This is a genomic window from Pelagibius marinus (assembly GCF_014925385.1).
Classification (GTDB): Bacteria; Pseudomonadota; Alphaproteobacteria; order Kiloniellales; family Kiloniellaceae; genus Pelagibius; species Pelagibius marinus.
On record NZ_JACSDK010000003.1, the window covers coordinates 151,220 to 176,979 of the forward strand.

The 25,760-nt window shown below is 67.6% G+C and carries 25 protein-coding genes and 1 other RNA gene; 13 read left to right on the forward strand and 13 right to left on the reverse strand.

Annotated features, from left to right (window positions below):
• Positions 1-26: 26 nt before the first annotated feature.
• Positions 27-2,804, forward strand: coding sequence for a cation-translocating P-type ATPase (locus H7X47_RS05980; RefSeq protein WP_193367737.1), 2,778 nt, complete (start codon positions 27-29; stop codon positions 2,802-2,804).
• A gap of 32 nt (positions 2,805-2,836) precedes the next feature.
• On the opposite strand, the gene H7X47_RS05985 is transcribed toward H7X47_RS05980, so the two are convergent.
• Positions 2,837-2,995, reverse strand: coding sequence for a hypothetical protein (locus H7X47_RS05985; RefSeq protein ID WP_193367738.1), 159 nt, complete (start codon positions 2,993-2,995; stop codon positions 2,837-2,839).
• A gap of 424 nt (positions 2,996-3,419) precedes the next feature.
• On the opposite strand from H7X47_RS05985, the gene H7X47_RS26270 reads away from it, so the two are divergent.
• The gene (locus H7X47_RS26270; protein WP_193367739.1) at positions 3,420-6,860 is read left to right on the forward strand and encodes an AsmA family protein; all 3,441 of its coding nucleotides are present in this window, start codon (positions 3,420-3,422) and stop codon (positions 6,858-6,860) included.
• Between the two features lie 143 nt (positions 6,861-7,003).
• Here H7X47_RS26270 and H7X47_RS05995 read toward each other — a convergent pair whose 3' ends face one another.
• The 4 genes from H7X47_RS05995 to fumC all read right to left on the reverse strand — a co-directional run bounded on the left by H7X47_RS05995 (position 7,004) and on the right by fumC (position 10,596).
• Positions 7,004-8,257 (reverse strand): RNA polymerase sigma factor, encoded by a 1,254-nt coding sequence (locus H7X47_RS05995; protein WP_227010245.1) that lies wholly within the window; start codon positions 8,255-8,257, stop codon positions 7,004-7,006.
• A complete protein-coding gene (locus tag H7X47_RS06000) occupies positions 8,254-8,604 on the reverse strand; it encodes a YciI family protein (RefSeq protein ID WP_193367740.1) in 351 nt (116 codons plus the stop codon). The genes H7X47_RS05995 and H7X47_RS06000 overlap by 4 nt, the downstream gene beginning before the upstream one ends.
• 227 nt (positions 8,605-8,831) lie before the next feature.
• Positions 8,832-9,155 (reverse strand): ribbon-helix-helix domain-containing protein, encoded by a 324-nt coding sequence (locus tag H7X47_RS06005; protein WP_193367741.1) that lies wholly within the window; start codon positions 9,153-9,155, stop codon positions 8,832-8,834.
• A 25-nt stretch (positions 9,156-9,180) separates the two neighbouring features.
• The gene (gene fumC, locus H7X47_RS06010; protein ID WP_193367742.1) at positions 9,181-10,596 is read right to left on the reverse strand and encodes a class II fumarate hydratase; all 1,416 of its coding nucleotides are present in this window, start codon (positions 10,594-10,596) and stop codon (positions 9,181-9,183) included.
• A 684-nt stretch (positions 10,597-11,280) separates the two neighbouring features.
• Here fumC and H7X47_RS06015 point away from each other — a divergent pair.
• The gene (locus tag H7X47_RS06015) at positions 11,281-13,050 is read left to right on the forward strand and encodes a methyl-accepting chemotaxis protein (RefSeq protein WP_193367743.1); all 1,770 of its coding nucleotides are present in this window, start codon (positions 11,281-11,283) and stop codon (positions 13,048-13,050) included.
• A gap of 88 nt (positions 13,051-13,138) precedes the next feature.
• Positions 13,139-13,969: a carbonic anhydrase gene (locus H7X47_RS06020; protein ID WP_193367744.1), complete on the forward strand. Its 831-nt coding sequence runs from the start codon at positions 13,139-13,141 to the stop codon at positions 13,967-13,969.
• A gap of 44 nt (positions 13,970-14,013) precedes the next feature.
• Here the strand turns inward: H7X47_RS06020 and H7X47_RS06025 are convergent, their stop codons facing one another.
• Together H7X47_RS06025 and H7X47_RS06030 are read right to left on the reverse strand one after the other, a co-directional pair.
• Positions 14,014-14,412, reverse strand: coding sequence for a TfoX/Sxy family protein (locus tag H7X47_RS06025; RefSeq protein ID WP_319633545.1), 399 nt, complete (start codon positions 14,410-14,412; stop codon positions 14,014-14,016).
• Complete coding sequence (locus tag H7X47_RS06030) at positions 14,409-15,167, reverse strand: helix-turn-helix transcriptional regulator (RefSeq protein ID WP_193367745.1); 759 nt, start codon at positions 15,165-15,167, stop codon at positions 14,409-14,411. Before H7X47_RS06030 ends, H7X47_RS06025 begins: the two co-directional genes overlap by 4 nt.
• A 127-nt stretch (positions 15,168-15,294) precedes the next feature.
• Here H7X47_RS06030 and H7X47_RS06035 point away from each other — a divergent pair, with 127 nt between their 5' ends.
• Positions 15,295-15,714: a VOC family protein gene (locus H7X47_RS06035; RefSeq protein ID WP_227010246.1), complete on the forward strand. Its 420-nt coding sequence runs from the start codon at positions 15,295-15,297 to the stop codon at positions 15,712-15,714.
• On the opposite strand, the gene H7X47_RS06040 is transcribed toward H7X47_RS06035, so the two are convergent.
• Entirely contained in the window at positions 15,711-16,358 is a 648-nt protein-coding gene (locus tag H7X47_RS06040) for an alpha/beta family hydrolase (RefSeq protein WP_193367747.1), read from the reverse strand. The genes H7X47_RS06035 and H7X47_RS06040 overlap by 4 nt on opposite strands.
• 260 nt (positions 16,359-16,618) lie before the next feature.
• Between H7X47_RS06040 and H7X47_RS06045 the strand changes: the two genes are divergently transcribed.
• Positions 16,619-16,819: a hypothetical protein gene (locus H7X47_RS06045; RefSeq protein ID WP_193367748.1), complete on the forward strand. Its 201-nt coding sequence runs from the start codon at positions 16,619-16,621 to the stop codon at positions 16,817-16,819.
• A gap of 83 nt (positions 16,820-16,902) precedes the next feature.
• Here the strand turns inward: H7X47_RS06045 and H7X47_RS06050 are convergent, their stop codons facing one another.
• On the reverse strand, positions 16,903-17,439 hold the full coding sequence (locus H7X47_RS06050) for an SspB family protein (RefSeq protein ID WP_193367749.1): 537 nt from the start codon (positions 17,437-17,439) through the stop codon (positions 16,903-16,905).
• A 167-nt stretch (positions 17,440-17,606) separates the two neighbouring features.
• Positions 17,607-17,984, reverse strand: a transfer-messenger RNA (tmRNA) gene (gene ssrA, locus H7X47_RS06055).
• A gap of 190 nt (positions 17,985-18,174) precedes the next feature.
• Between ssrA and H7X47_RS06060 the strand changes: the two genes are divergently transcribed.
• Complete coding sequence (locus tag H7X47_RS06060; RefSeq protein ID WP_193367750.1) at positions 18,175-18,969, forward strand: thymidylate synthase; 795 nt, start codon at positions 18,175-18,177, stop codon at positions 18,967-18,969.
• A 3-nt stretch (positions 18,970-18,972) separates the two neighbouring features.
• Complete coding sequence (locus H7X47_RS06065; protein ID WP_193367751.1) at positions 18,973-19,500, forward strand: dihydrofolate reductase; 528 nt, start codon at positions 18,973-18,975, stop codon at positions 19,498-19,500.
• Positions 19,501-19,534: 34 nt separating this feature from the next.
• Here H7X47_RS06065 and H7X47_RS06070 read toward each other — a convergent pair whose 3' ends face one another.
• Positions 19,535-20,203, reverse strand: a complete 669-nt coding sequence (locus H7X47_RS06070) for a class I SAM-dependent methyltransferase (RefSeq protein WP_193367752.1) — start codon at positions 20,201-20,203, stop codon at positions 19,535-19,537.
• Between the two features lie 255 nt (positions 20,204-20,458).
• On the opposite strand from H7X47_RS06070, the gene H7X47_RS06075 reads away from it, so the two are divergent.
• Both H7X47_RS06075 and H7X47_RS06080 read left to right on the forward strand, forming a co-directional pair.
• Complete coding sequence (locus tag H7X47_RS06075; RefSeq protein ID WP_193367753.1) at positions 20,459-20,881, forward strand: SRPBCC family protein; 423 nt, start codon at positions 20,459-20,461, stop codon at positions 20,879-20,881.
• Positions 20,882-20,971: 90 nt separating this feature from the next.
• Positions 20,972-21,502, forward strand: coding sequence for a L,D-transpeptidase family protein (locus H7X47_RS06080; protein ID WP_193367754.1), 531 nt, complete (start codon positions 20,972-20,974; stop codon positions 21,500-21,502).
• Positions 21,503-21,529: 27 nt separating this feature from the next.
• Here the strand turns inward: H7X47_RS06080 and H7X47_RS06085 are convergent, their stop codons facing one another.
• Together H7X47_RS06085 and apbC are read right to left on the reverse strand one after the other, a co-directional pair.
• Positions 21,530-22,000: a YHS domain-containing (seleno)protein gene (locus tag H7X47_RS06085; RefSeq protein ID WP_193367755.1), complete on the reverse strand. Its 471-nt coding sequence runs from the start codon at positions 21,998-22,000 to the stop codon at positions 21,530-21,532.
• 133 nt (positions 22,001-22,133) lie between these two features.
• Positions 22,134-23,282 (reverse strand): iron-sulfur cluster carrier protein ApbC, encoded by a 1,149-nt coding sequence (apbC, locus tag H7X47_RS06090; protein ID WP_193367756.1) that lies wholly within the window; start codon positions 23,280-23,282, stop codon positions 22,134-22,136.
• Positions 23,283-23,442: 160 nt separating this feature from the next.
• Between apbC and hflK the strand changes: the two genes are divergently transcribed.
• The 3 genes from hflK to H7X47_RS06105 all read left to right on the forward strand — a co-directional run bounded on the left by hflK (position 23,443) and on the right by H7X47_RS06105 (position 25,745).
• Positions 23,443-24,594, forward strand: coding sequence for an FtsH protease activity modulator HflK (hflK, locus tag H7X47_RS06095; protein WP_193367757.1), 1,152 nt, complete (start codon positions 23,443-23,445; stop codon positions 24,592-24,594).
• Between the two features lie 12 nt (positions 24,595-24,606).
• Positions 24,607-25,485 (forward strand): protease modulator HflC, encoded by an 879-nt coding sequence (gene hflC / locus H7X47_RS06100; RefSeq protein WP_193367758.1) that lies wholly within the window; start codon positions 24,607-24,609, stop codon positions 25,483-25,485.
• Positions 25,486-25,559: 74 nt separating this feature from the next.
• On the forward strand, positions 25,560-25,745 hold the full coding sequence (locus tag H7X47_RS06105) for a DUF2065 domain-containing protein (protein WP_193367759.1): 186 nt from the start codon (positions 25,560-25,562) through the stop codon (positions 25,743-25,745).
• Positions 25,746-25,760 lie beyond the last annotated feature (15 nt).

Consider the following 25,760-nt stretch of genomic DNA (forward strand, 5'->3'; position numbering starts at 1 on the left):
GCCCGCCGCGCATTCTTTGCGGCATCATGGCTGAGGTCAGTCCCGCCGATTCTCCGCAACACCCGCCGGCCGGCGCGGCGCCGCCGCGCGGCGCCTGGCATGCGCTGTCGGCGGAGGAGGCTCTCTTGCGGCTCGACAGCGGCCGCGCCGGGCTGACCCATACGGCGGCGGCCGAGCGCCTTGCGCGCTACGGCGAGAACCGGCTGCCGCGCCGCGAGACCACGCCGGTGCTGGTCGTCTACCTGCGTCAGTTCAAGAGCCCGCTGGTCTATCTGCTGCTGGCCGCCACGGTGGTCTCGCTCGTCGTCGGCGAGTGGAGCGACGCGGCCTTCATCTTCGTGGTGCTGCAGCTCAACGCACTGATCGGCGGCGTGCAGGAGTGGAAGGCCGAGCAGAGCGCCGCCGCCCTGGACCGCATGCTGCAGGCTACGGCGGTGGTGCTGCGCGACGGCCTGTCGCACCGCGTCGACACGGCCGGGTTGGTGCCCGGCGACGTGGTGCGTCTGGAATCGGGCTCTGCCGTGCCCGCCGACCTGCGCCTGCTGAGCCAGCAGGAACTCACCGTCGACGAGTCCCTGCTGACCGGCGAATCGTTGCCGGTGGTGAAGGACGCCGCGGAGATGCTGCACGAGGCGGCGCCCATGGCCGAGCGGACCAATCTGCTGTTCGCCGGCACCACCGTGCTGACCGGGCGCGCCCAGGGCGTGGTGGCGGCCACCGGCGCCCACACCCAGATCGGCCGCATCGCCACGGCGCTGGCGGCGCCGGACCAGGCGCTGCCGCCGCTGATCGGCCGCCTGGAGCAGTTCAGCCGCTGGATCGGCATCGCCACCCTGGTGGCCATCGCCGTCCTGGCGGCGGTCCAGCTCGCCCAGGGCCTGTCGATCCTGACCGTCTTCCTGGTCGCCGTCGCCCTGGCGGTGGCGGCCATCCCGGAGGGGTTGCCGGTGGCGATCACGGTGGCCCTGGCCATCGCCACCTCGCGCATGGCGCGGCGCGACGTCATCGTGCGCGCCTTGCCGGCGGTGGAGGGCCTCGGCGCCTGCACCCTGGTGGCCAGCGACAAGACCGGGACGCTGACCTGCAACGAGCTGACCGTGAAGCGGCTGGTGCTGTTCGACGATGTCGGACCGGCGGTCGAAGGCGCGGTGGCGGGCGAGGGCTACCGCCCCGACGGCGGCATCACCGTGGACGGCCGCCACCCCACGCCGCAGGAACAGGCCGGCTTTCTGGAGCTGGCGCGCAGCGCCGTGCTGTGCAATGAGGCGGAGCTGCGCCTGCACGAGGAGTCGGTCAGCCATCTGGGCGACACGGTGGACGTGGCCTTCCTGGTGCTGGCGCACAAGCTGGGCATCGACCCCGATCGGGCCAAGGCCGAGACCGCCCAGCTCAGCATCATCCCCTACGAGCCGCAGCGCCGCTACGGCGCCGCCTTTGTCGCCGCCTACACCGCCGGGCCCGAGGCGCGCCGGCCGGGCGGCCACGTCACCGTGCACGTGAAGGGGGCGCTGGAGGCGCTGCTGCCCATGTGCGACGGCGTCGACTGGGCGCGGGCGCTGGAGGCGGGCGAGGCCCTGGCGGCCGAGGGCTATCGCGTGCTGGCCGTGGCCAGCGGCGTGGTCTCGCAGGAGGCGGCGCAGCGCGCGGCGCCGGACTCGCTGCGCTACCTGCGGCTGCTGGGCCTGGTCGGCCTCATGGACCCGGTGCGCCCGGAGGTGCCGGCGGCGGTGGAGCGCTGCCGCGCGGCGGGGGTGGAGGTGGTGATGATCACCGGCGACCATCCGGAGACCGCGCGCACCATTGCCCGCCAGCTCGGTATCGGGGCCGACGGCGCGGGGGGCGACGCCCAGGTGGTCAGCGGCCGCGAGCTGACGGCGGCGGCCGACGAGCCTGCGCGCTTTGCCGAACTGGGCGGCGGCGCCCAGGTCTTCGCCCGCGTCGGGCCGCCGCAAAAGCTGCAGATCGTGCGCTGCCTGCAGCAGGCAGGGCACCTGGTGGCGGTCACCGGCGACGGCGTGAACGACGCTCCGGCGCTGGCCGCCGCCGATATCGGCGTGGCCATGGGCAAGGACGGCACCGACGTGGCGCGCGGCGCCGCCGACCTGATCCTCACCGACGACAATTTCGCCTCCATCGTCGCCGGCATCGAGGAAGGGCGCGTCGCCTACGACAACGTGCGCAAGCTGATCTACCTGCTTGTCACCACCGGCCTGGGCGAGATCGTGCTGTTCCTTCTGGCGATCAGCGCCGGTTTTCCGCTGCCGCTCTTCGCTGTGCAGCTGCTGTGGCTGAACCTGGTGACCAACGGCATCCAGGACGTCGCCCTGGCCTTCGAGCGGGGCGAACCCGGAATCCTGGACCGCCCGCCGCGCCCGCGTGAGGAGTCGCTCTTCGACCGGCGCATGCTCGGCCAGGTGCTGGTCGGCGGCGTCTACATGGGCGCCTGCGCCTTCGGGTTCTACTTCTGGGCCCTGGAGCGCGGGTTGCCGGAGGACCAGGCCCGCAACCTGCTGTTGCTGCTCATGGTGCTGTTCGAGAACGTCCACGCGCTCAACGCCCGCTCCGAGGAGCGCTCGGCCTTCGCCGTGCCGCTGGGCGCCAACCCCTTCCTGATCCTGGCGATTCTCGGCGCCCAGGGCAGTCACGTGGCGGCCATGTACCTGCCGGGCATCAGCGACGTGCTGGCGGTTCAGCCGATCAGCCTGATCGACTGGCTGACGGTTGCCGGCGTCGCTTTGTCACTGCTTGTGGTGATGGAGATACGCAAGGCCTGGTTGCGCGCGTCGCGGCGCAAGACCTTGTAAGGCTGCTGACGGCAGTCCCGCGGGGCCGGAGGCTACGCGGGATCTTCTTCCAGAGGCTCGGCCTCCGGCTTAGTGTTGCTGGCCTCGCCGCGCTCCGCCCGCGAACGGCTGCGGTCCTTGCGCTTGGCCTCTTCGCGCTGCCGTTGCCGCTGTGCGGCGCGATATGCGTCCAGATCGACGATTTCACCCATTGCCACTATCACTCGCCGGCTTGGTTAAGCGTGAGGTTCCTTCAAGCTCGTCTAGCGGTTGCCTGCCATTATGTACTCTGTTTCGCGCTCTTGTAAGCCACTTAAGAACGCCTCTTTGCATCTGGGCCCTTTTTGGCCCGCTTTCCAGTCCGCGCGCCGAAGTCCCAGCCGGAAATTGTCCCCTATGACCATAACGCTCGGCCGGGCTTCGGGGCTATACTCCTGTCCGATCGTCCCTGAGGGGCGTTTCGAGGTCCCGCCCGCGCTTCCGCTTTGCCGGGAAGGCCCAATTTAAAGTAGCTTAGCGGAAACAGGCGCGGTTGCAATGTCCCCCGGGCGCGCTCCGAAAAAGGGGCGCACCGTGGAAAGAAGCCGGTGAGGCAAAAATGGGCACAGGGATGCCAAGAAGGCACAGGAAAGCATCGTGAAAAAGGCGGCCGTATCAATTGTCGTTCTGGTTCTCCTGGTGATCGGGGGACTGCTGGTCTTGCCCAGCTTCTGGGATTGGAACGGGGAGAAGGGACGCATTGCCGCGCTGGTCAAGGAACAGACCGGCCGCGACCTGACGATCGCCGGCGATGTCAGCCTGCGCCTGCTGCCGGCTCCGGCCTTCGCGGCCCGTGAGGTCACCCTGGCCAATGTCGAGGGTGGCTCGGACCCGGCCATGGTGCAGCTCGAGGAGCTGCAGATCCGCGTCGCTCTGGCGCCGCTGCTGGGCGGTAAGGTGCGGGTCGAGAGCGTGACCCTGGTAAAGCCGGAGGTCCTGCTGGAGGTGCTGCCGGACGGCCGGGTCAACTGGACTTTCGCCGCCGCGCAGGCGTCCCCGGCGGGTGCCCCCGCGGCGAGCGGCAGCGGCGACGAGCCGGACAGCGGCGCGGCCGGAGAGGAATCGATCCGTGTCGACAGCTTCATCATCGAGGACGGCACGCTGCGTTATCGCGACGCGCGCAGCGGCCGCGCCGAGGTGCTCACCGGCCTCAATGCCGAGCTGGGCGCCGAGTCGCTGATCGGGCCCTTCGTCGTGGTCGGCAGTGCCGTCTATCAGGAGGTGCCGCTGGAGTTCGACTTCAGCCTCGACCGTCTGGTCGACGACGGCGCGACCGCGCTGTCGCTGTCGCTCGGCCTGCCACGGTCCGCGGCCAGCGGCACCTTTCTCGGCGCCCTGTCGCGCCACCAGGATCTGCAGACTCTGCGCGGCCGTCTGCAGGCGGAGGGCGAGGACCTTGCCCGCCTGATTCGCGGACTGCCGCTTGCCGAAACGCCTTCGGACCTGCCGTCCCAACTGGCCCGGCCCTTTGCCGTAACGGCGGAGATCTCGGGCAGCGACAACGAAGCCACGGCGGAGGCCATCACCTTCAAGCTGGGCGATGTTTCGCTGGACGGCGAGGCCGCGGCGACCTTCGGCGAGGTGCCGGACATCACCGCCAGCTTTTCGACCAAGACCATCGACCTCGACAAACTGCTGAGCCAGGAAGCCAAGGGCGAAGGCGGCGAAGCGCGCAGCGGCGGTCAGACGGCCGAGGCGCCGGCGGCACGTGAGGACGACGGCGCCGCGGCGGCCGGCGAAGCGCCGGGCCTGCCGCGCGACGTGACCGCCAGCCTCAAGCTCAGCGCCGGGGCGCTGCTGTACCGGGGCCAGACGGTGCGCCAGGTCGACATCGTCGCGCGTCTGGCCGATGGCAAGCTGGAGGTGGAAAAAGCCGCGGCGCAGCTGCCGGGCAGTTCCGACGTATCGCTTGCCGGACAGCTCAGCCTGACGCCGCAGGGGCCGCGCTTCGGCGGCACCGTCGCAGCCTCCTCGGACAACCTGCGCGGCCTGCTGCACTGGCTGGGCGTCGACATCGCCGCGGTACCGCCCGAGCGCCTGCGCCGCCTGTCGCTGAAGACCGGTGTCGACGCCGCGCCCGGCCAGATCACGCTGCGCGACATCGATCTCAGCCTGGACGTCAGCCGGCTGACCGGCGGCGTGGCCGTGGCCCTGCGCGACCGGCCGGGCTTCGGCATCGGCGTCTCCCTGGACCGCATCAACCTCGACGCCTATCTGCCGGAGATGACCGCGGCGTCGCCCGCCCCGTCCCAGGAAGCGGCGCCGGGCGCCACCCAGGGCGAGGGCGCGGCCCCGCAGGCCGGGGCGGGCGCTTCACAGGCGCCACCGCCGGCCGGTCTCGCCCTGCTCGGCCGCTTCGATGCCAACATCGACGTGAAGGTCGGCCAGATGACCTACCGGGGACTGCCGCTGAACGGCCTGCGCCTGGACGCCACCCTGCAGCGCGGCGGCCTGGTGGTGCGCGAGCTGTCGGTGGCCGATCTCGCCGGCAGTCGCGGCCGCTTCGCCGGCAGCCTGGCGAACGTCGACCGCGACCCCTCGCTGGACGGCTCGCTCGACGTCTCGGTGGCGGCGCTGTCGCGTCTCGCCAAGGCCTTCGGCGTCAGCACCGGCGGCCAGCTGCCGCTGGAGTCCTTCACTCTCAGCGGTGCGGTCAACGGCAACCGGGAAGCGCTGCGTTTCGACCAGAAGCTGGCGGCCCTGGGCGGCAACCTGCGCGCCGCCGGCAAGGCCGAGCTGCAGCCGGCCGCCCCCTCGGTCGATGCGGTGCTGGAGCTGGATCATCCGAATCTCTCGGTGCTGATGGGCGAACTGCTGCGCGAGGCTTCGGTGCCCGCGGGCCTGGGGCCGGTGGCCCTGAAGGGGCGGCTGGCGGCGGCACCGGGGGCCGTGAGCCTCTCTGGCCTCACCGGCCAGGCGGCGGGCACCGAGGTGCTGAGCGGTGACGTCTCCGTGAACCTCGCCGCGCTGCGGCCGAAGATCACCGCTGATCTGGAAACCGGCGTCCTGCCGCTGGCCGCCCTGGGGGCGCCCGCCGCGGGCGGCGGCAAGGCGAAGAAGAACGGCGGCTCGGGATCAGCCGCGGGCAGCAGCGCCGCGGCGGGACGCGAGCGCTGGTCGACCAAGCCGATCGACGTCAGCGCCCTGCGCGGCCTGGACGCCGACATCAAGCTGCGCGCCAAAGCGATCGTCGCCGACAAACTGCGCCTCGACAAAGCCGAAGTCGAAGCGGTGCTGGCCGACGGGATCCTCGACCTGCGGAAGTTCAACGCGCAGACCTACGGCGGGGCGCTGGCGGTGACCGGCAAGGCCGACTTCCGCGAAAGCGCGCCCGGCGGGATGGAGGTGGCCGCGGCCGTCACCGCCATCGATGTGGAACTGAAGGAACTATTGGGCGCCCTGGCCGACAGCGACCGCTTTTCCGGGCCGATTTCTCTGGAGAGCAGCCTGAACACCCGGGGGCTCAGCGAGGCGGCCCTGGTCTCCGCGCTGAACGGCCGGGGCAAGCTGGACGGCACGGTGACCGTCGCGGCCAAGGTGGAGGAGCAGGCCGGCGCCCTGGTGCTCAACCTGCTGGGCAAGAAGGTGAAGGAGGTGCGCGGTGTCACCGACAGCACGACCATGCTGTTCAGTGCCTTCGCCGGCGCCCCGGCCAAGATAGACGGCACCTTCGCGATGGAGCAGGGGGTGTTGCGCAGCGATGACCTCACGGTGCGCGGGCGCGATGCCCAGGCCCTGACCGCGGGCAACGTGAACCTTCCCAGCTGGCACATGGAAAGCCGCACCGACGTGTTCCGTGACGCCGATCCGCAGAACGCTTTTCTGACGGCAGTGCTGCGCGGGCCACCCGACTCGCCCAACGTGCGCATCAGCGGCCAGCCCTTCCAGCGCCGCGAGGAGCCCGCCGCCGCCGAACAGCCGGCGGTGATCCAGGTGCCCGAGCAAGGGCAGGAGCAGGAGTCGCCGGCTCAGCCGATGAAACCGGAAGACCTGCTCAAGGAAGGCGTGAAGGGTCTTCTGAAGGGTCTCGGAGGCTAGGGCTAGGGCCTCTTGCAGCCGAGGCTGACTCTTCTGCCGGCGGGGCTTTGCTGCAAGGCTCCAAGGAGCCGGCGGAGGTGTCTGGCGCCGGCAATCGCCACCCTATGGCCAGGCCGAAGCCCGCCCGGACTCCTAAGAGCCTCTCAGCGGGTGCTCGTGTCCGCGAGGCGGCGCTCGAGCAGTTCCCGCACGGCCGGAGTGGGCGCGGCCTCCAGGGCCTTGTCCCGATAGCTCTGCGCCACCTGGGCGTTGCCGCAGCGCCCGTGCAGGTCGGCGAGGACTGCAGCCCACAGGTAGGAGCCGGCAAGCCAGGTCGGGGGCACGAAATCGTCGAGAATGGAGAGGCCGCTGGCGGGGCCCTGCCATTCCGCAACCGCCACGGCCCGGTTCATCCGGTGCAGTGCAGAGGGTGCGGCCTGTTCCAGCAATTCATAGCACTCCACCACCTTGCCCCAGCGCGTCTCCTGGAACGAAGGCGCCAGGCAGTGCTCGGCGGCTATCCCGGCTTCCGCGTGATAGCGTGAAAAGACATCACCTTGTGCCGACCTCTCCAGCCACTTCAGGCCGATATGGATTCCATGGTGGTCCCAGAGTGTTCGGTCCTGCTCCTCCAAGAGAAGCAGGCCGCCGGTATGATCCTGGCGGGCGGTCATTCGTGCCAAGTGCAGATGCATCAGGGCCAAGAGGGCGAACGTCTCCGGAGTCTCTCCGACCGGATGGTTTGCCAGGATCGAGGTTAGCCGTATCGCTTCTTCGCAAAGTTCACGGCGGGTCGCCATCCTGGCGTGGGACGACAGATAGCCTTCCGTGAAGAGCAGGTAGAGGGTTTTTTTTACAGCCGGAAGTCTTGCGGAGTACTCGTCACCGGTCAGCTCATCCAGGAGAGGCGGATTCTTCCGCAACCGGCTTCGGGCTCGGCTGAGCCGTTTGTACACATTGGCTTCGCTGGTGAACAGCCGATAGGCGATTTCCTGGCTACTGAAGCCGCAGAGGGTCTTCAGGGCCAGAGCCATCTGCGATTCCTCAGGAATGGCGTCGTCGCAGCAGGCAAACAGCATGCGCAGGAGGTCGTCCTGCATCTCCCCTGCGAAGGAGGCCGATGGACCCTCGGCCGGATCACCGGTCAACTCGCCTGCGCTTCGCTCCAGGATGCGGCGACGGCCTGTGCGCCGGCGCAACTCTCCCAGGAGCTCATTGTAGGCTACCCGATAAAGCCAGGCCGAGGGGTTGCTCGGCTTACCCGTTGTTGTCCAAGCCTCAACCGCTTTCATCAAAGCGCACTGAACGGCATCCTCGGCCGCCTCCAGGTGTTGCAGGCCCACGCGGCGTGACAGGGAGGCGACAAGTCGGCCGTACTCGTGACGGAAGAAGTGCTTGGACAGCTCCGGGAGCGTCAAGACGTGGCTATCTCTCTGACTTCGACACTCGACCCGGGCATCGCCACGCCTGGGCTTTGACGTGCGACCTCCACGGCCTCTTCCAGGCTGTCGGCCGTGACGATCATATAGCCCCCCACGACTTCCTTTGCCTCCACGAAGGGGCCATCGGTCGCGCCGTCCGAGGTGACGATCTTGCCGCCGCGGATCAACCTGCCACCCATGTCGGAAATGTTCCCCTGAAACCGCTCCTTCCAGGCGGTGAACTTCGCATACATTTCCTCCATCTGGGCAGGAGAGGGGGCTTCTCGGTTTTCGGGCTGCTTCATCGGACTTCGCTGGATGCACAAATAAGTCTTCTTAGACATGCTGGCTCCTTTTCTCGTCGCAAGTTCGTCTGGTCGATGAACACACCCTATGACGACTGAAGGTCCTTATTTTGGACAGCCTGCGCGAAATTTTTTTGCCGGGACGGCTTCCGGCTCCGAGTTCCCGCGCCGGTCAGATGGGCCCCCGGATGGCGCGGTTGCGGCTTTCCTGAAGCCGGCGCGCCGGGGCAGGCGTGCCGCCGCGAGGATCAGCCCTCTTGGGGAAATCATGTTGGATCAGGCGGTTGAGCTTGGGCTTCGGAGGCTGGCTCGGCTTCGGAGCGTGCGGCGGCGCGATAGTGCTGCAGCAGGTAAACCCTGACCGCGCTGGAGAGGTTGCCGCCGCGGCCGCGGTCGATCTCCTCGATCAGGGCGTTGAGCGACAGGCCGCGGCCGGCGGCCACTTCCTTCAAGGCGTCCCAGAAGATGCCCTCCAGGGACAGCGACGTGCTGTGCCCGGCGATCTTCACCGAGCGCTTGCGGATCTGCGCGCCGCCTGCCGCGCCGCCCCCTGGGGCGGCGGGCTGCGGCGGGACCGGGTTCTCGGTCATGCCCGAAAGCTCAATTGCCTGCGGCCTACTTTTTCGCCCGGGGGCCCAGCATGTTCTCCGGGCGCACCCACTGCTCGAACTGCTCGTCGGTCAGCAGCTCCAGGGCGATGGCCGCCTCCTTCAGGGTGGAATTCTCGGTGTAGGCCTTCTTGGCCACCTTGGCGGCGTTGTCGTAGCCGATGTGCGGGTTGAGCGCCGTCACCAGCATCAGCGATTGGTTCATCAGGGTGGCGATGCGCTCCTCGTCGGCCTCGATGCCCTCCACACAATTGCTGCGGAAGGAGTCGCAGGCGTCGCCGATGAGCTGCGCCGACTGCAGCAGCGAGTAGATCAGTACCGGCTTGAAGACGTTGAGCTCGAAGTGGCCGTTGGATCCGGCCACGGTGCAGGTGGTGTGGTTGCCCATCACCTGGGCGCAGACCATGGTCATGGCCTCGGCCTGGGTCGGGTTCACCTTGCCGGGCATGATGGAGGAGCCGGGCTCGTTGGCCGGCAGTTTCAGTTCGCCCAGGCCGCAGCGCGGGCCGGAGCCCAGCAGGCGGATGTCGTTGGCGATCTTCATCAGCGAGCAGGCGATGGTGTTGAGCGCGCCGGAGGCCTCGACCACGGCGTCGTGGGCGGCCAGGGCCTCGAACTTGTTCTCCGCCGTCTTGAAGGGCAGCTGGGTGATCTTGGCGACCTCCTCGGCGAAGGCCTCGGCGAAACCGTCGATGGCGTTCAAGCCCGTGCCCACGGCGGTGCCGCCTTGCGCCAGCTGCAGCAGGCGCTCGGTGGCGCCCTCCAGGCGTTTGATGCCGTAGGCGATCTGGACGGCGTAGCCGGAGAACTCCTGGCCCAGGGTCAGCGGCGTGGCATCCATCAGGTGGGTGCGGCCGATCTTGATGATGCTCTCGAAGGCCTTGGCCTTGGCGTCCAGGGCCGCGTGCAGGTGGCCGAGGGCCGGGATGGTCTCACCGACGATCTTCTGCACCGCGGCGATGTGCATCACCGTCGGGAAGGTATCGTTCGAAGACTGTCCCATGTTGCAGTGGTCGTTGGGGTGCACCGGCTCCTTGCCGCCCTTGTTCCCGGTGAGGATTTCGTTGGCGCGCCCGGCGATGACCTCGTTCGCATTCATATTGGTCTGGGTGCCGGAGCCGGTCTGCCAGACCACCAGCGGGAAGTGATCCATCAGCTTGCCATCGGCGACTTCCTGGGCCGCCTGGCAGATGGCCTCGGCCAGCTTTGCGTCCAGTACGCCCAGCACCTTGTTGGTGCGCGCCGCCGCCAGCTTCTGGATGCCCAGCGCCTTGACCAGGGCCGGCGGCATCTTCTCGCCGCCGATCTTGAAGTTGGTCAGCGAACGCTGCGTCTGCGCGCCCCAGTAGCGGTCGGCGGGCACGGCGATCTCGCCCATGGAATCGGATTCGATGCGGGTTTCGGCGGTGGGGGCGGCAGACATCTTCGTGAGAATCCTGATTTGGTTGCGGCAGGGTGCCCGTAGCGAAGGGCGTGAACGGGGCGGAGTTTATGAGTCTAGCCCGGATTTCTCAAACTTTGGTGGGCGTCACGGAAATCCTCAGCAACACCGGCACCTGACCCCCAATCCCGAGAGCTCTCTCAGGCTGCCGCCCGCGCGCCCGCGCGGGGGCGGTTTTTTGTCTGCGTCGCCTGCCCTGGCTGTCATGTCAGCGGCTGCGGGAACGGGCGGCGCAATTTCAGATAGGAGAATGCTTGAGATATATAAGTAAAAGTTGCAATTTCGTTGGTAGTCTTATGTGGGCGAGCCATTAGTATTTTGTGGCAGTAATACTTTGGGATATGTCCAAATAAATGTCGGTATTCTTTGGGATGGGTATTAGATAAATTTTACCCATTATTAAGTTGGTTAATGAATATCCTGAGTCCTCAAGGGAGAATTGTTTCGACTATGCGGACTTGATGCGAAAGCCGTGAAAGGCCGCCTGACTGAAGTCCGCATTGCTCGAGAATTGGCGGAGCGCCCCTGTTGCCGCTTCCGCCGAGGGGGTCAGTCGGACCGATGGGAAAATCGTCTCCACGCGGTTTGGCCTTGACTACTTCCACCCGGCCGGTGAGGCCCTTCGGCTTCCCGGCAGCAACAACGGGTACGGACCGGGAGAAAGAAATGCGGGACTTCAAATCTGGGATCTTCGGGCGGCTTGGCGCCACGGTGATGCACAAGCTCCTCGGCATCGTGGGCCTCTGCCTGCTTGCCACGGTGATTGTTGCCGTCATCGGAATATGGCGACTGAGTGAGATTGGTCACGAGATCGAAGGCGTCGCCGAGGATGACATGCCGCTGACCGAAGCGGTCAGCCGTGTCACCGTTCACCAATTGCAGCAGGCGGTGCTGCTGGAGCGGATCCTGCGGCTCAGCGGCCTGGTGGAGGAGACGACCGCGGAAGAACTGCAGGCGGTAGAAGCCGAGTTCGAGCATCTTTCCTCAGCCGTCGATGAGGAAATCGCGGCGGGCGAAAGGCTCGCCGAGGCGGCCATTAAGCGAGCCCGCAGCGCCGAGGAGAAAGCCGAATTCGAGAAGGTGCTGGAGGGGCTGTCTCAGATCGAGAGCGAACACAGGAAGTACCACGACGAGGCGAGCGAGATCTTCCGGCTGAGCCACGAAGGCCGCAGCTACGAGGCGCTGGAGCTGGTGCGCGGCGTCGAAGAGGAAGAGGAGAACCTGAACCACGAGCTCGAAGCGTTGCTGGAAGAGATCGAAACTTTCACGGAGGCCGCCGTTATGGCCGCGGAGGAGCACGAGAAGGCGGCCATCTGGCAGATGGGCGTGGTGTCGCTTGTCTCCGCCGTGCTGGGCTTTGCCCTGGCGGCGTGGTTCACCCGCGTTGGGGTGGCGCGCCCGCTGGCCCAGGTGGTCAGTGCCCTGAACCGCCTGGCTGCCGGCGATACCACCGCCGAGGTCAACGTCAAGAGCAAGGATGAGATCGGCCAGGTCGCCGAGGCTTTCGTCACCTTCAAGGAAAAGACCCTGGAGCTGAAGCGCCTGGAGGAAGAGCGCGCCAAGGAAGAGGAGCGCCAGCGCGAGGAGAAGCGCCGGCAGATGCTGGATTTGGCCGATTCCTTCGAGTCCACCGTCGGCGGCGTCGTCGGCACGGTCTCCTCCGCCGCCACCGAACTGCAGGCGAGCGCTCAGACCATGTCGAGCACCGCGGAGCAGACCAACGCGCAGTCGGTCACCGTTGCCAGCGCCTCCGAGGAGGCCTCGGCCAACGTGCAGACCGTCGCCACCGCTTCCGAGGAACTGTCGGCGTCGATTGCCGAGATCTCCCGCCAGATCGCCGAGACCAACCAGGTCTCGCAGCAGGCGGTCGAGGAAGCCGACAAGGCCAGCCAGTCGGTCAACGGCCTGGCCGAGGCGGCGCAGAAGATCGGGGCCGTGGTGAACCTGATTCAGGACATCGCCGAGCAGACCAACCTGCTGGCGCTCAATGCGACTATCGAGGCGGCGCGCGCCGGCGAGGCCGGCAAGGGCTTCGCCGTCGTCGCGGGCGAGGTGAAGTCCCTGGCCAACCAGACCGCCAAGGCGACGCAGGAAATCGGCCAGCAGGTCGAGAGCATGCAGTCCGCGACCGGCGGCACCGTCAGCGTCATCGAAGGCATCGTGACCGTGATCAAGCGGATCAGCGAGAACGCCCACGGCATTGCCGCTGCGGTGGAGCAGCAGAACGCCGCCACTGGCGAGATCTCGCGCAACGTGCAGGAAGCCGCCGGCGGCACACAGGCCGTCGCCAGCAACATCCAAGGCGTCCGCCAGGCCGCAGAGCAGGCCGGGACCGCGGCGAGCGACGTTCTGCAGGCCGCCCAGGAGCTCTCGCAGCAGTCCGAACTGCTGCGTGGCGAGGTCGGTAACTTCATCGCCGGCCTGCGGACCGGCTGAGCGCCGTAGCGGGCGGCGCGCTGTCCGGCGGCCGCCCGGGCATCCCTTTTCGACAGCTTTCGAGACTTGAACCTAGTGGAGCTTGGTTATGAGACGACGTGATTTTGTTCGCCTTCTTTCTGCCGGCGCCGTGGTGAGCTGCCCGCTGTGCAGCAGCGCCCTCGCCACCGAGTCCGGCAAGGACGCCCCTGCGCCGGCGCATGGCGCGGCCAAACCCGCGGCTGCCGAGAACCCCGGCCACGGGGGAGGGCTCTGGTCCTACGAGGGCACGGGGGCTCCCGAGCACTGGGGCGACCTTTCCCCGGAGTACCGGGCCTGCGGCGCCGGCTCGCAGCAGTCCCCGCTAAACCTCGACAACCGCCGTCCCAGCCTGCTGAGCGGGCTTTCCGTCGACTGGCAGCCGGGGCCCTTTGAAGTGGTCAACAACGGGCACACCATCCAGGCCAACGCGGCGCCGGGCAACGGGGTCATGCTGGAAGGCAAGCGCTACGACCTGCTGCAGTTTCATTTCCATCATCCCAGCGAGCACCAGGTCGATGGGCGGCCCTATTCGATGGAGGCGCACTTCGTCCACAAGAGCGCCGAGGGCAACCTGGCGGTCCTGGGGGCTTTCCTGACGCCCGGCCGGGAGCACGGCGAACTGAAAAAGGTCTGGACCCGCCTGCCGCACAAGGCCGGCCAGAAGGCCTCGACGCCGGGGCCCGTGGACATCCGCCTTCTGCTGCCGGACAGCCGCGCCTGCTACCGCTACGCAGGGTCCCTGACCACGCCGCCCTGTTCTGAAATCGTCGATTGGCTGGTGTTCCGCGATCCGATCGAGGTCTCGGCCGGCCAGATCGCGCAGTTCGCCCGCCTCTATCCGGCGAATGCCCGTCCGGTCCAGCCGCAGCACCGCCGCTTCATCCTCGGGAACTTCTGATTCTCGCGGATGCCTGACGAGCAGCGGGCTGACTTGAGGGTGAACTACTGGGGGCGGTCACGCCTGCGCCGCTTGCGGGTGGCCTTCTGTGCCGCGCTTCGGCGCGCCGCCCCCAGTGCCAGCTCGGCCCAGGCCAGCAGCGCCGGCGGATCCTCCAGGCTGGCGGCCGGGGCGCTCCAGTAGGACAGGGTGACCGGCGCCCCCTGGCGGTGATAGACGAAAGGCTCGGCGCCGGCCGCGGCGAAACGCGCCGCGGTCTGGCTGTCGGTCTTGAAGTAGAGGCGCTCGCCCGCGACCAGGGCGATCATGACGCCGTCCAGGAAGAAGCCCCAGCCGCCGAACATGCGCCGTGGGGCCGCCGGCCCGAGGGGCAGCAGCAGCGTCAGGCAGCGCGCGATGAAGGGCGGGATGGCCCCGGCGGTCTTTTGCGCCGGCGCGCTCACTCGGCGACGGCTTCCGGCTGGCGCTCCAGCACAGGGGCGGGTTCCGGCGCGCCGCCTTGCGCGACCTTCGCCGCCCGGCGCGCCCGGTCGACGGCCACGAAATCACGCAGCGTCTTGCCGCGCTCCTCGGCAAATCGTTCGTCCAGCACCGTCATCCGCTCCATGCGGTCCAGGCGGAAGGCGCGGAAGTCGTCGCGCAGCTCGCACCAGGCGATCAGCAGCCAGACCGGCCCGTAGAAGGCCAGCGCCAGGGGGCGCACGCTGCGCTCGCTGGCCCGCGCCTCGGCATTGCAGTAGTGGAAGTGCAGCTTGTGGCGGCTGCGCAAGGCCGCGCGGATCGCCGCCGCGTCGACGCTCAAGGGCGCCGCCCTGTGGTCGGCCGGGGCGGACAGCGGGGTGCGCGAGACATGGTCGCGCAGGTTGTCCGGCAGGACCGCCTCGACCTTGGCCACCACGTCGCCGGCCGCCTTGGCCAGCGCCGGATCGGCCCAGGATTCGATAATCCGGGCGCCCAGCACCAGGGCCTCGATCTCCTCCTCCGTGAACATCAGCGGCGGCAGGTCGTAGCCGCGCTGCAGCACGTAGCCGACCCCGGCTTCGCCCTCGATGGGCACGCCGGAGGCGGCGAGGTCGCGAATGTCACGATAGATCGTGCGCTCCGAAACCTCGAGTACAGTCGCCAGGTGCCGGGCTGTCACCAGCTTCCGGCGCCTAAGTTCTTGAACTATCTGGAATAACCTGTCAGCTCGGCGCATCCTGCCTTCCTCCTGACGAGGACCCTAACAGAACCATCCTGACAGCATGTTGTCAGGATGGTTCTGATATAGCCATGCTCCCTTGAAAAAACTTTCGCGAGCATATCTGAAGATGACTCTGGGCAGCATGAATCATCTTGGGGTTACGGTCAGCGACCTGGCGGCCGCGACCGGGCTCTTCTATGCGCCGGTCCTCGGCTTTCTCGGCTATCAGGAGGTCGAGCGCCTGCCGGAGATGTCGTTGTGGCTGGCCGGCGACGGCTCGGCCATCAACCTGTGGCAGGCCAAGCCCGAGCACCGCGGCCGGGCGGCGGAGCGCTATGCTCCCGGCTTTCATCATTTCGCCTTCAATGCGGACAGCCGGCAGCGCGTCGACGACTGCCACGAGCTGCTGCAGACAAAAAACATCACCGTGCTCGACGCACCGGCGGCCTACGACTACTTGCCGGGCTATTACGCTGTCTTCTTCAGCGACCCGGACGGCCTGAAATACGAGCTGGTGCACATTCCGCCGGAGGCGCTGGCGGCGGCCAAGGCAGAGAGCTAAGCGAGGGCGCGCAGGAAATCGTCCAGGGCATCCACGGCCTCGCTCCAGTTCTGCTCGGCGCTGCGGCCGCTGGCCTTGCGCGGCTTCAGATCGTGGTCGCCGTCCTCGGCCCAGTGCAGCCGGATGGTTCCGGCCAGGGCGTAGCCGGCCACTTCCTCGGCCTTACCCAGGGCGTCGCGGGTGCCCTGGCAGATCAGGCAGGGGGTCTTCAGCGCCGCCAGGTGCTCGGTGCGCAGGCGCTCCGGCTTGCCGGCGGGATGGAAGGGGTAGCCGAGGCAGGCCAGCCCGCGTACGCCCGCTTCATCGGCGATCAGGCTGGCCATGCGCCCGCCCATGGACTTGCCGCCGATGACCAGCTTCTCGGCGCCCCCAGAGCCCGAGAGGTCGTCGATCACCGCCTGCCAGGTCTCCAGCAGCACCGGCTGGCGGTCGGGCGGCGGGCGCTTGGGCTCGTGCCGGCGCCGGGCCATGTAGGGAAATTCGAAGCGCGCCACCCGCCAGCCCTTGGCCGCCAGCCCCCCGGCGAAGAAGGTCATGAAGGGGGTGTCCATGGGCGCCCCGGCGCCATGGGCGAAGGCGAAGGTGAGGGGGGCGTCCGCGGGTCCGTCGGTGAGGAAATCCGGCAAGCTGTTGGTGTTTTTCATCAGCGCTTTCATGCCCTTGCGGGGAAGGTCCAAGAACGGCCAGGGAGCTAACGCTCCCTTAACCAAGGGGCGGGATGATAGGACCAGATCAATCCTCGATCAGGTGGAATCACCTGATCGAGGGTAAATTGATCTGTCTTATGAAGTTGGAGCAACCTGTCCGCGTCCGTCCGGACGCGGGTTGCTCTAGAACAGGGGTTTGTCCCCGGGGAAGGCCGTATCGCGCCTTCCGGCGGCCCCTGGATCCGAAGGAGCAGGACATGGACGACATTCGCCATCGCGATCTCAGCGAAATCCCTGAGTCGGAGATGACCCTGGAAGAACGCCGGGAATTGAAGCGGCGCTTCGAGGAGTTTGTCGGCCTGATGCGCCGCCCCTCCGTGGCCAACAGCATCGGCAAGCCTGCCAGCAAGAAGGCCACCAAGCGCTGGGACCCCTCCACCATGGGCAAGCGCAACTAGCGGGCAGGTCTGCCCGGGAGGCCGAAGGCTTCCGCTCTTCCTGAATATCGAAAAATTGCCTGCCGCCGGTTCTGCGCGGGCCGCTACTTCTTGCGGAAGGCGTCCAGGGTGACGACCTTCTCGCCGCTCTTCTTTTCTTCGCCTTCGTCCTCGGCGGGGCTCTCGGCCTCGCTTTTCTCGGTGATTTTCTCGTCGGCGCCCGGCACCGCCGCCGGCGGCTCGAAGAGCGCCGCGCTGTCGGGACCGCTGCCCAGGGTGTCGGAGGTCTCCACGTCGAACTGCAGACCGAAGCGCACCGAGGGGTCGGCGAAGGCGGTGACGGCGGCGAAGGGCACCACCAGGCGGTGCGGCACGTCGGCGAAGCTGAGGGTGACGCAGAACTGGTCCTCGTCGATCTCCAGCCCCCAGAACTGGTGCTGCAGGACGATGGTCATCTCGCCGGGATAACGCTCTTGCAGGGCCACCGGGATCTCGGCGTCCTTATGGTCGGTGCGGAAAGTGATATAGAAGTGGTGGTTGCCCGGCAGCCCGTGTTCGGCGACTTCGATCAACGCCTTGCGCACCACGGAGCGCAACGCGTCCTCCACCATGCGGTCGTATCGCAGCCCCTCGTTCGACATAGCCTCCGTCACGCCCTTCCGCAGACCAATTCCAGTTACCTAGGTGAGGGGTGTTGTTGCCATTATTGATATCCCCCAACGCGGGCGCGCTTCGCGCACCTGAAGCGGGGCGCTTCTGTTGTTTTCCGCGCCCCCGGTGGGGCGCATATATTGCCGTCCGCGCCCCCGGTGGGGCGCTTCTGTTGCCAGGTGCGCCCCGAACCCCGCCTAAACTTGTGAGAGCCTAGGACTTAGATTTGGCTAACCTGACCGCATTAAGCGGCGAGGCGTGCCTCACTGTAGTTGTCGTTCGCAACTATAGTTTCGGCCCGATAACGGCGGTACCATGCCGGGCACCGAACCCATCTTTACCACGCACGTCGATCCTATTTCGCCCCCAAGAGAGCCCTCCGAAAATCCCGCGAAACCGACGAGTTGGAGGGGTTTGGTGGAGGCGCCGGGTACTGCCCCCGGGTCCGTAACGCTTATTCCACAGGCCCGTTTAGCACCATAGCCGGCGAACCGGCACCCCCAATATAAGCACTTTAGGTGGCTGATAAAAGGTCTAGGCGGTCCCCCGCCGCGGCGGGCGAAATGGGCCGTTTTGACCCGATTCGCCGCAGAATTCCGGACCTCGGGCGGGCAACTGCGCTAGAATGGCCCGCGACGACTCCGGGCCCGCCCCGGCCGGGAAGCGGCCCCGAGACGACCCGGAGCCAGGATCTCAAGAATGACCCGAAGGCGAGAAGGACCGACGTGAAGCAATACCTCGACCTCCTGCGCAAGGTGCGCGAGGAGGGCTGCTACAAGGGCGACCGCACCGGCACCGGCACCCAGAGCCTCTTCGGCTACCAGATGCGCTACGACCTCAGCGAAGGCTTCCCGGTGCTGACCACCAAGAAGCTGCACCTGAAGTCGATCATCCACGAGCTGCTGTGGTTCCTCGCGGGCGACACCAACATCGCCTACCTGAAGCGGCACGGGGTCAGGATCTGGGACGAGTGGGCCGACGAGAACGGCGACCTCGGGCCCGTCTACGGCGCCCAGTGGCGCTCCTGGCCGGCGCCGGACGGCCGCCGCATCGACCAGATCGGCCAGCTGCTCCGACAGTTGAAGAGCAACCCGGACTCGCGCCGCCACATCGTCTGCGCCTGGAACCCGGCGGAGGTCGACAAGATGGCGCTGCCGCCCTGCCACTGCCTCTTCCAGTTCTACGTGGCCGAGGGCAAGCTGTCCTGCCAGCTCTACCAGCGCAGTGCCGACATCTTCCTGGGCGTGCCCTTCAACATCGCCTCCTACGCGCTGCTGACCATGATGGTGGCGCAGGTCTGCGAGCTGGAGCCCGGCGACTTCGTGCACACCCTGGGCGACGCGCACCTCTACGTGAACCACCAGCAGCAGGCGGATCTGCAGCTGCAGCGCGAGCCGCTGGCCCTGCCGACTATGAAGATCAATCCGGCGGTGAAGGACCTCTTCGCCTTCCGCTACGAGGACTTCGAGCTCGTCGGCTACGAGGCCCATCCGCACATCAAAGCGCCGGTTGCCGTCTGAACCATGGCCCACTCCGCCGAAACGGGCGTGCCGCTCGCCCTCATCGTCGCGCGCGCCGACAACGGCGTCATCGGGCGCGAGGGCGGCCTGCCCTGGCACCTCTCCGGAGACCTGAAGTTCTTCAAGGCCCAGACGCTGGGCAAGCCGGTGGTCATGGGCCGCAAGACCTTCCAGTCCATCGGCCGCCCGCTGCCGGGACGCCCCAACCTGGTCATCACCCGCGACCCGGCTTTCCATGCCGAGGGCGTGGAAGTCTTTCCCGACACCGAAGCGGCGCTGGCACGCGCCCAGGACCTGGCGGCGGACAGCGGGGCGGCGGAAGTGATGGTGATCGGCGGCGGCCAGATCTACGAGCTGACCCTGCCGCTGGCCCGCCGCGTCTACCTGACCGAGGTCCATGCCAGTCCCGAGGGCGACACGCGTTTTCCCGATCTCGATCCCGCGCTCTGGGAAGAGGTGCGGCGCGACGCGCCGGTCTCCGGCGGCGAAGGCCAGCCGGATTTCAGTATCGTGGTGCTGGAGCGGCGCTGAGCACCGGGGAGGGGGCTGCCGTCAGGCCTTGGGCTCAGGCCTTCTGCCAGGCGCTGATGCGGAACAGCGGGAAGAGCGGCAGGAACAGCGGGTGGTAGATCCCGAAAACCTTGCGGAAGCCGTTCTCCCGCAGGAACTGCTCGACCTGCCAGGCGGCGTGGTAGTGGTCGTGCGGCTTCTGCTTGCCGAAGACGACGCGCAGCAGGCGATAGGCCAGGTTTTCCGAGGGCAGCGAGGTGTAGAGCACGCCCCTGGCGCCCAGCCAGTGGCGGATGCGCTCGATGGGGAAGCTCAGATCCTCGAAGTGCTCCAGCACGTCGGCGGCGACGATGGCGTCGAAGCGGCCGCTGCCGAAGTCGAAGTCCTTGATGTTGGCATTGGTGATGCGGACGTTCGAGAGCTCGTAGGCCTCGCGCATCTGCTCGGCCTGGGCGGTGTTCAGGTCGATCAGGTCGACCGAGCGGAAGCCGCTGGCCAGGCTGGGCATGAAGATGCCGCTGCCGCCGCCAAAGTCCAGGCAGGCGCCCTCCGGCTTGGAAAAGCGCCGGATCAGCAGGGTGAGCATCCACAGGCGCGCCCAGAAGAACTCGCGCAGCAGCGGATTGGGCGCGCAGTAGACGTCCAGTGCGATGTCGCTGGACTGCGTCTGCCGGTCGATCAGGCGGCGCAGCAGCGCGAGCGGCGGCTTCACATATTGCATCATTTTGGCGTCTGGCCCCGGGCACAAGCGGACTGCCGGAGCCTCGCAGCGCGGGCTTAACAAAGGGTGAAAGCGGCCCCGGCCGGATTGGCCCGGCCCCCCTTCCCTGGGCCCACAATCCTCAACCAGGGTCAAGCTGTCCTTCCGGGCAGGTTGTCGCCGCCGCCGCCGGGGTTCTACACTTCGGCCGGCGAGGGGCTTTTCGCGATAGGCCCTCCGCCGCGCAACGACAAAGAGAAAATGGGGAGGTCCCGCGCCATGACCAAAGTCAGTTCATCCGCCGATCTGCCGGTGCCGGCCGCGACCGTCTGGGCGGTCATCGGCAACTTCAACGCGCTGCCCGACTGGCATCCCGCCGTCGAGAAGAGCGAACTGAAGAAGGAAGACGGCGGCACCCTGCGCAAGCTGTCCCTCATGGGCGGCGGCACCATCGAAGAGAAGCTGGAGCAGATCGACGACAAGGAGCGGCTCTACACCTATTCCATCCTGTCGGGCCCGCTGCCGGTTTCCAACTACACCGCGACCCTGCGGGTACGCGGCGACGACAAGGGCAGCGGCTGCACCGTCGAGTGGTCGAGCGAGTTCGAGGCTAAGGGCGCGCCGGAGAGCGCGGCGATCGAGGCCATCAGCGGCATCTACGAGGCCGGCTTCGAAAACCTGAAGAAGATGTTCGGCGGCTGAACTTCGCCGTCTGGCCGCCGGAATCTCGCCGCATTTGGCGGCTAATCCGACAGAGGTTGCACAAGCTGCGCCTCTGCCGGAGACCCGCCCTTGCGTCCGCTGCCCTGTCGCACGCTCCTGATCTGCCTCCTCTGCCTGACCCCGCTGCCGGCCGCGGTGCAGGCCGGGACGCCGCCGCCCCTGGCCCCGGCGGGCGAGCGCGCGACCGCCGTGGTGGTGCTGAAAGGGGAGCGCCGGCTGGTCCTGCGGCGCGGCGCGGCGGAAATCGCCGCCTACGACATCGCCCTGGGCTTCGCCCCGGAAGGCCACAAGCGCCGCGAGGGTGACGGCCGCACCCCGGAAGGGCGCTATGTCATCGACTGGCGCAACGCCGACAGCGCCTATCACCTTTCCCTGCACATTTCCTATCCCAGCGCCGCGGACAAGGCCGCCGCGGCCGCGGCGGGCGAGGACCCCGGCGGCATGATCATGATCCACGGCCTGCCCAACGGCCTGGGCTGGATCGGCGGGGCCCATAGCGCGCGCGACTGGACGGCGGGCTGCATCGCCGTCACCTCCGAGGAGATCGAGGAAATATGGCGGCTGGTGCCCGACGGTACGCCGATCGAGATCAGGCCGTGATCGGCAAGGCCTAGGTCCCCGGAAAGGCTAGTTGGCGCCCTTGAGGCCCGGCCAGTTGGCGTCGGCCTTGGAGATGTTGCCGGGGATGTCCTGGGCCCAGCGGCTCTGCACCGACTTGGAGTAGTTCAGGTACAGTTTGCCGCCCTCGATGCGCCAGGCCGCAGGGTCAGTCGAGGCGGTGTAGCCCTCGGAGACCGCCCAGGCGCAGTAGCCGCCGTACTGCGGGGCGTAGCGCTCCGGCTCGGCGGCGAAGGTATCGCGGTTGGCGGCGGAGGCGAACTGCCAGGTCGCGCCGGCGAAGTCGTAGGTGAACTCGGGCTTGCCATAGACCGGCTTGCCCTCGGTGAAGTAGGCCACCGGGTCGTAGCCCTGGATGGCCAGCCCGTCGGTGTTGAAGGTGGGATCGAGGGCCTGCGCCGGGCCGGCGGCGCCGGCGGCGAGGCCCGCTGCGACGGCGGCCGCGAGGAAGTGGCGGCGTGAAAGCCTGCTGCGGAACATGCGGAATCTCCCCTTCGCGCAAGTGAAGCGTCTGGAGGATCGCGCGTTTGCCCGCGCGCCGCAAATCAAGGCGCAGTCACGTCTCCGCGAGTCGTAGGGCCGCGAGGCGCCAAGCTGACTTGCGGCACCCGGCCTACTGCATGACAATCTTGGGGGCCTCGCGGCCGGCGCCGCTCTGGGCCGAGACCTTCTCCCAGACCCGCTTGGCGATGGCCAGGAAGATCTGGGCGTTGGGGGTGTCGGGCTTGGAGACCGTCACCGGTCGGCCGCCGTCGGAGGTCTCGCGGATCTCGATGTCCAGCGGGATCTCGCCGAGGAACTCCATGCCCAGCTTGTCGGCCTCGCGCCTGGCGCCGCCGTGGCTGAAGATATGCGACTCGTGGCCGCAGTTGGGGCAGACGAAGACGCTCATGTTCTCGACAATGCCCAGCACCGGCACGTCCACCTTGCGGAACATGTTGAGGCCCTTGCGGGCGTCCAGCAGGGCGATGTCCTGCGGCGTCGAGACGATGACGGCGCCGCTCAGCGGCACCTGCTGGGCCATGGTCAGCTGGGCGTCACCGGTGCCCGGCGGCATGTCGACCACCAGCACGTCCAGCTCGCCCCAGTCGACGTCGCGCAGCATCTGCTGCAGGGCGCTCTGCACCATGGGGCCGCGCCAGATCATTGGCGTGTCCTCGGCCACCAGGAAGCCCATGGACATGCACTTGATGCCGTAGTTCTCCATCGGATTGAGGGTCTTGCCGTCGGGCGAGGTCGGCCGGCCGCTGATGCCCAGCATGCGCGGCTGCGAGGGGCCGTAGATGTCGGCGTCCAGGATGCCGACCTTGAGGCCGAGCTGCGCCAGGGCGAGGGAGAGGTTGGTGGTGACGGTGGATTTGCCGACGCCGCCCTTGCCGCTGGCCACGGCGATGATGGAGCGGATGCCGGGGATCATGGCGCCGCCCGGACCCGCTGAAGCTTGACCGGGGGCTGCCTGCTGGCCGTGGGGGGCCGCCTGGCCGCCGCCCGCCCCGCCGTTCTGGGGCGCCGCGCGCTCGGCGGTCAGCACGGCGGTGACCGAGGTCACGCCCTCCAGATCGTAGACGGCTTTCTCCGCCGCCTTGCGCAGGGGCTCCATGGCCTCGCCCTGGCGGGGATCGACCTCGATGGCGAAGCCGACGTTGCCGTCCTTGATGATCAGCCCCGAGACCATGCCCAGGGCGACAATATCCTCACCCTTGATAGGGTCTTTGACGTTTTTGAGGGCGTCCAGTACGACGGCTTCGCTGATCCCACTCATTTCCTTGAAAACTCCCCGATCCGGCCGATATGCACGCAGGAGGTAGCAGGCAGACTCGGCTAGAACAATAGCTCAGCCGTGATATAAGTCCGACGCCCGGGGATTTCACCCACGGATCAAGCCCGCTAGGGTAGCGGAAACGGTAACAGGGATAGAAAATATGCCTTGGGAAAATAAAGGTGGCGGCGGCGGCCCGTGGGGCGGCGGCGGAGGCTCCGGCGGATCCGGCGGCGGCGGCCCGTGGGGCCGTGGCGGCGGCGGTCAGGGAGGCGGCCCGAGGCCGCCTGACTTCGAGGACTTCATCAAGAAGGGCCAGGACCGTTTTCGCACCATTCTGCCGGGCGGCTCCGGCGGCCTGGGCCCGTCGGCCTGGCTGCTGATCGCTATCGTGGTGGTCTTGGCCTGGGGTTTGACCGGCCTCTATCGGGTCCAGACCAACGAGCAGGGCGTGGTGCTGCAATTCGGCAAGTGGGTGGAGACGACCGAGCCCGGCCTCAACTGGCATCTGCCCTGGCCCATCGAGAGCGCGCTGACCCCCAGCGTCACCTCGGTCCAGCAGATCGACATCGGCTTCGTCTCCTCCGGTAACGAGCGCGCGCGGGCCTCGCGCCGCGACGTGGAGCAGGAAAGCCTGATGCTGACCGGCGACCAGAACATCATCGACATCGACTTCACGGTGCAATGGAAGATCGCCGATGCCGGGCAGTATCTCTTCAACATCCGCGACCCGGAAGCGACGGTGAAGATCGCAGCCGAGAGCGCCATGCGCGAGATCATCGGCCGCACCGACATCCAGCCGGCGCTGACCGAGGCGCGCGGCACCGTGGCGGCGGAGACACGGACCCTCTTGCAGGCCACCCTCAACGAGTACGAGGCGGGGATCGAGATCACCGAGCTGGCGCTGCAGGACGTGCAGCCGCCGCGCGCGGTGATCGACGCCTTCAACGATGTGCTGCGCGCCCAGCAGGACCGCGACCGTGCGCGCAACGAGGCGGACAGGTACCGCAACGACATCCTGCCGCGCGCCCGCGGTGATGCGCTGCGTGTCGTGCAGGAGGCCGAGGCCTACAAGGAGCAGCTCGAGAACGAGGCCGAAGGCGAGGCCCAGCGCTTCCTCTCGGTCTTCAACGCCTACAAGCAGAACCCGGGCGTGACCCGTCGGCGCATGTACCTGGAGACTCTGCAGGACGTGCTGAGCGATACCGACAAGGTGATCCTGGACCGTCAAGGTGGGGGCGGGGCGATCCCCTATCTGCCGTTGAACGAACTACGCGGCCGGTCAGGTTCGACCGGCAGCGGCAGCGGCAACTGAGGAGACGACGCCATGCGCTTGAGCACGAATTTCATCATCGGTGCCGTGATCGTCGTCCTGGGCCTGACCGCCTATGGCGCCCTCTTCACCGTCGACCAGCGCGAGCAGGCCATCGTCATGCAGTTCGGTGAACCCAAGCGGGTCATCGCCGAGCCCGGGCTGGCCTGGAAGGTCCCGATGATCCAGAACGTCCAGTACTACGAGAAGCGGGTGCTGAACCTGGACCCGCCGGCGGAGAACATCCTGCTGTCGGACCAGAAGCGATTGATCGTCGATGTCTTCGCCCGCTATCGCATCGACGATCCGCTGCTGTTCTTCCAGACCGTGCGGGCCGAGGAGACGGCCCGGCCGCGCCTCAGCACGATCATCAACGACCGTCTGCGCCAGATCCTCGGCAACTCGACCCTGTCGTCGGTGCTCTCCGACGAGCGCACGCAGATCCTGGCCGACCTGCGCGAGAGCGTGGACAAGGAGACGCGGAATTTCGGCATCGTCCTGGTCGACGTGCGTATCCGTCGCGCCGATCTGCCGGACGAGACGCGGGAATCGGTCTTCGACCGTATGCGCTCCGAACGTGAGCGCGAGGCGGCGGAGTTCCGCGCCCAGGGCTTCGAGCAGTCCGAGCGCATCAAGGCCGCGGCCGACCGCGAGGCCACGGTGATCCGCGCCGAGGCCAAGCGCCAGTCGGAGATCCTGCGCGGTCAGGGCGAAGGGCGGCGGACCGAGATCCTCAACAACGCCTACGGTCAGGATCCGGACTTCTTCAACTTCTACCGCTCGATGCAGGCCTACAGCGCCTCGCTGGGCGCCGACAGCACCTATCTGGTCCTGTCGCCGGACAGCGAGTTCTTCAGCTTCTTCAACCAGGCTCAAGAGGGTGCCGGCAACTAGCCGGCCGCCCCGGAAGGTCCGGGAGGCGCCGCGGCGCCTCCCCGCCGGCCGTCGGGGCTGAGGCGGCGCCCGCTATGACCGATTTTTTCACGGCGCTGGCCCTGGTATTGGTGATCGAGGGGCTGTTTCTGGCGATCTTTCCGCGGCGCCTGCGCCAAATCGTTGAAATGCTGGCGGAAATGCCGCCCGACTCCCTGCGGATCGGCGGCATCGTGGCGGCTTCCCTCGGGGTCTTCCTGGTGTGGCTGCTGCGCGGTTAGGAAACGCGGGAATGG

Coding starts and splice junctions, on each gene's coding strand:
- H7X47_RS06005 (WP_193367741.1), bottom strand. CDS start 9,155: ATGACCGAGAACCCGGTCCCGCCGCAGCCCGCCGCCCCAGGGGGCGGC.
- H7X47_RS06105 (WP_193367759.1), top strand. CDS start 25,560: ATGACCGATTTTTTCACGGCGCTGGCCCTGGTATTGGTGATCGAGGGG.
- H7X47_RS06065 (WP_193367751.1), top strand. CDS start 18,973: ATGGCCCACTCCGCCGAAACGGGCGTGCCGCTCGCCCTCATCGTCGCG.
- H7X47_RS06035 (WP_227010246.1), top strand. CDS start 15,295: ATGAATCATCTTGGGGTTACGGTCAGCGACCTGGCGGCCGCGACCGGG.
- H7X47_RS05980 (WP_193367737.1), top strand. CDS start 27: ATGGCTGAGGTCAGTCCCGCCGATTCTCCGCAACACCCGCCGGCCGGC.
- apbC (WP_193367756.1), bottom strand. CDS start 23,282: ATGAGTGGGATCAGCGAAGCCGTCGTACTGGACGCCCTCAAAAACGTC.
- H7X47_RS06070 (WP_193367752.1), bottom strand. CDS start 20,203: ATGATGCAATATGTGAAGCCGCCGCTCGCGCTGCTGCGCCGCCTGATC.
- H7X47_RS06000 (WP_193367740.1), bottom strand. CDS start 8,604: ATGTCTAAGAAGACTTATTTGTGCATCCAGCGAAGTCCGATGAAGCAG.
- fumC (WP_193367742.1), bottom strand. CDS start 10,596: ATGTCTGCCGCCCCCACCGCCGAAACCCGCATCGAATCCGATTCCATG.
- H7X47_RS06030 (WP_193367745.1), bottom strand. CDS start 15,167: ATGCGCCGAGCTGACAGGTTATTCCAGATAGTTCAAGAACTTAGGCGC.
- H7X47_RS06050 (WP_193367749.1), bottom strand. CDS start 17,439: ATGTCGAACGAGGGGCTGCGATACGACCGCATGGTGGAGGACGCGTTG.
- H7X47_RS06085 (WP_193367755.1), bottom strand. CDS start 22,000: ATGTTCCGCAGCAGGCTTTCACGCCGCCACTTCCTCGCGGCCGCCGTC.
- H7X47_RS06020 (WP_193367744.1), top strand. CDS start 13,139: ATGAGACGACGTGATTTTGTTCGCCTTCTTTCTGCCGGCGCCGTGGTG.
- H7X47_RS06015 (WP_193367743.1), top strand. CDS start 11,281: ATGCGGGACTTCAAATCTGGGATCTTCGGGCGGCTTGGCGCCACGGTG.
- hflC (WP_193367758.1), top strand. CDS start 24,607: ATGCGCTTGAGCACGAATTTCATCATCGGTGCCGTGATCGTCGTCCTG.
- H7X47_RS05985 (WP_193367738.1), bottom strand. CDS start 2,995: ATGGGTGAAATCGTCGATCTGGACGCATATCGCGCCGCACAGCGGCAA.
- H7X47_RS06045 (WP_193367748.1), top strand. CDS start 16,619: ATGGACGACATTCGCCATCGCGATCTCAGCGAAATCCCTGAGTCGGAG.
- H7X47_RS06040 (WP_193367747.1), bottom strand. CDS start 16,358: ATGAAAAACACCAACAGCTTGCCGGATTTCCTCACCGACGGACCCGCG.
- H7X47_RS06075 (WP_193367753.1), top strand. CDS start 20,459: ATGACCAAAGTCAGTTCATCCGCCGATCTGCCGGTGCCGGCCGCGACC.
- hflK (WP_193367757.1), top strand. CDS start 23,443: ATGCCTTGGGAAAATAAAGGTGGCGGCGGCGGCCCGTGGGGCGGCGGC.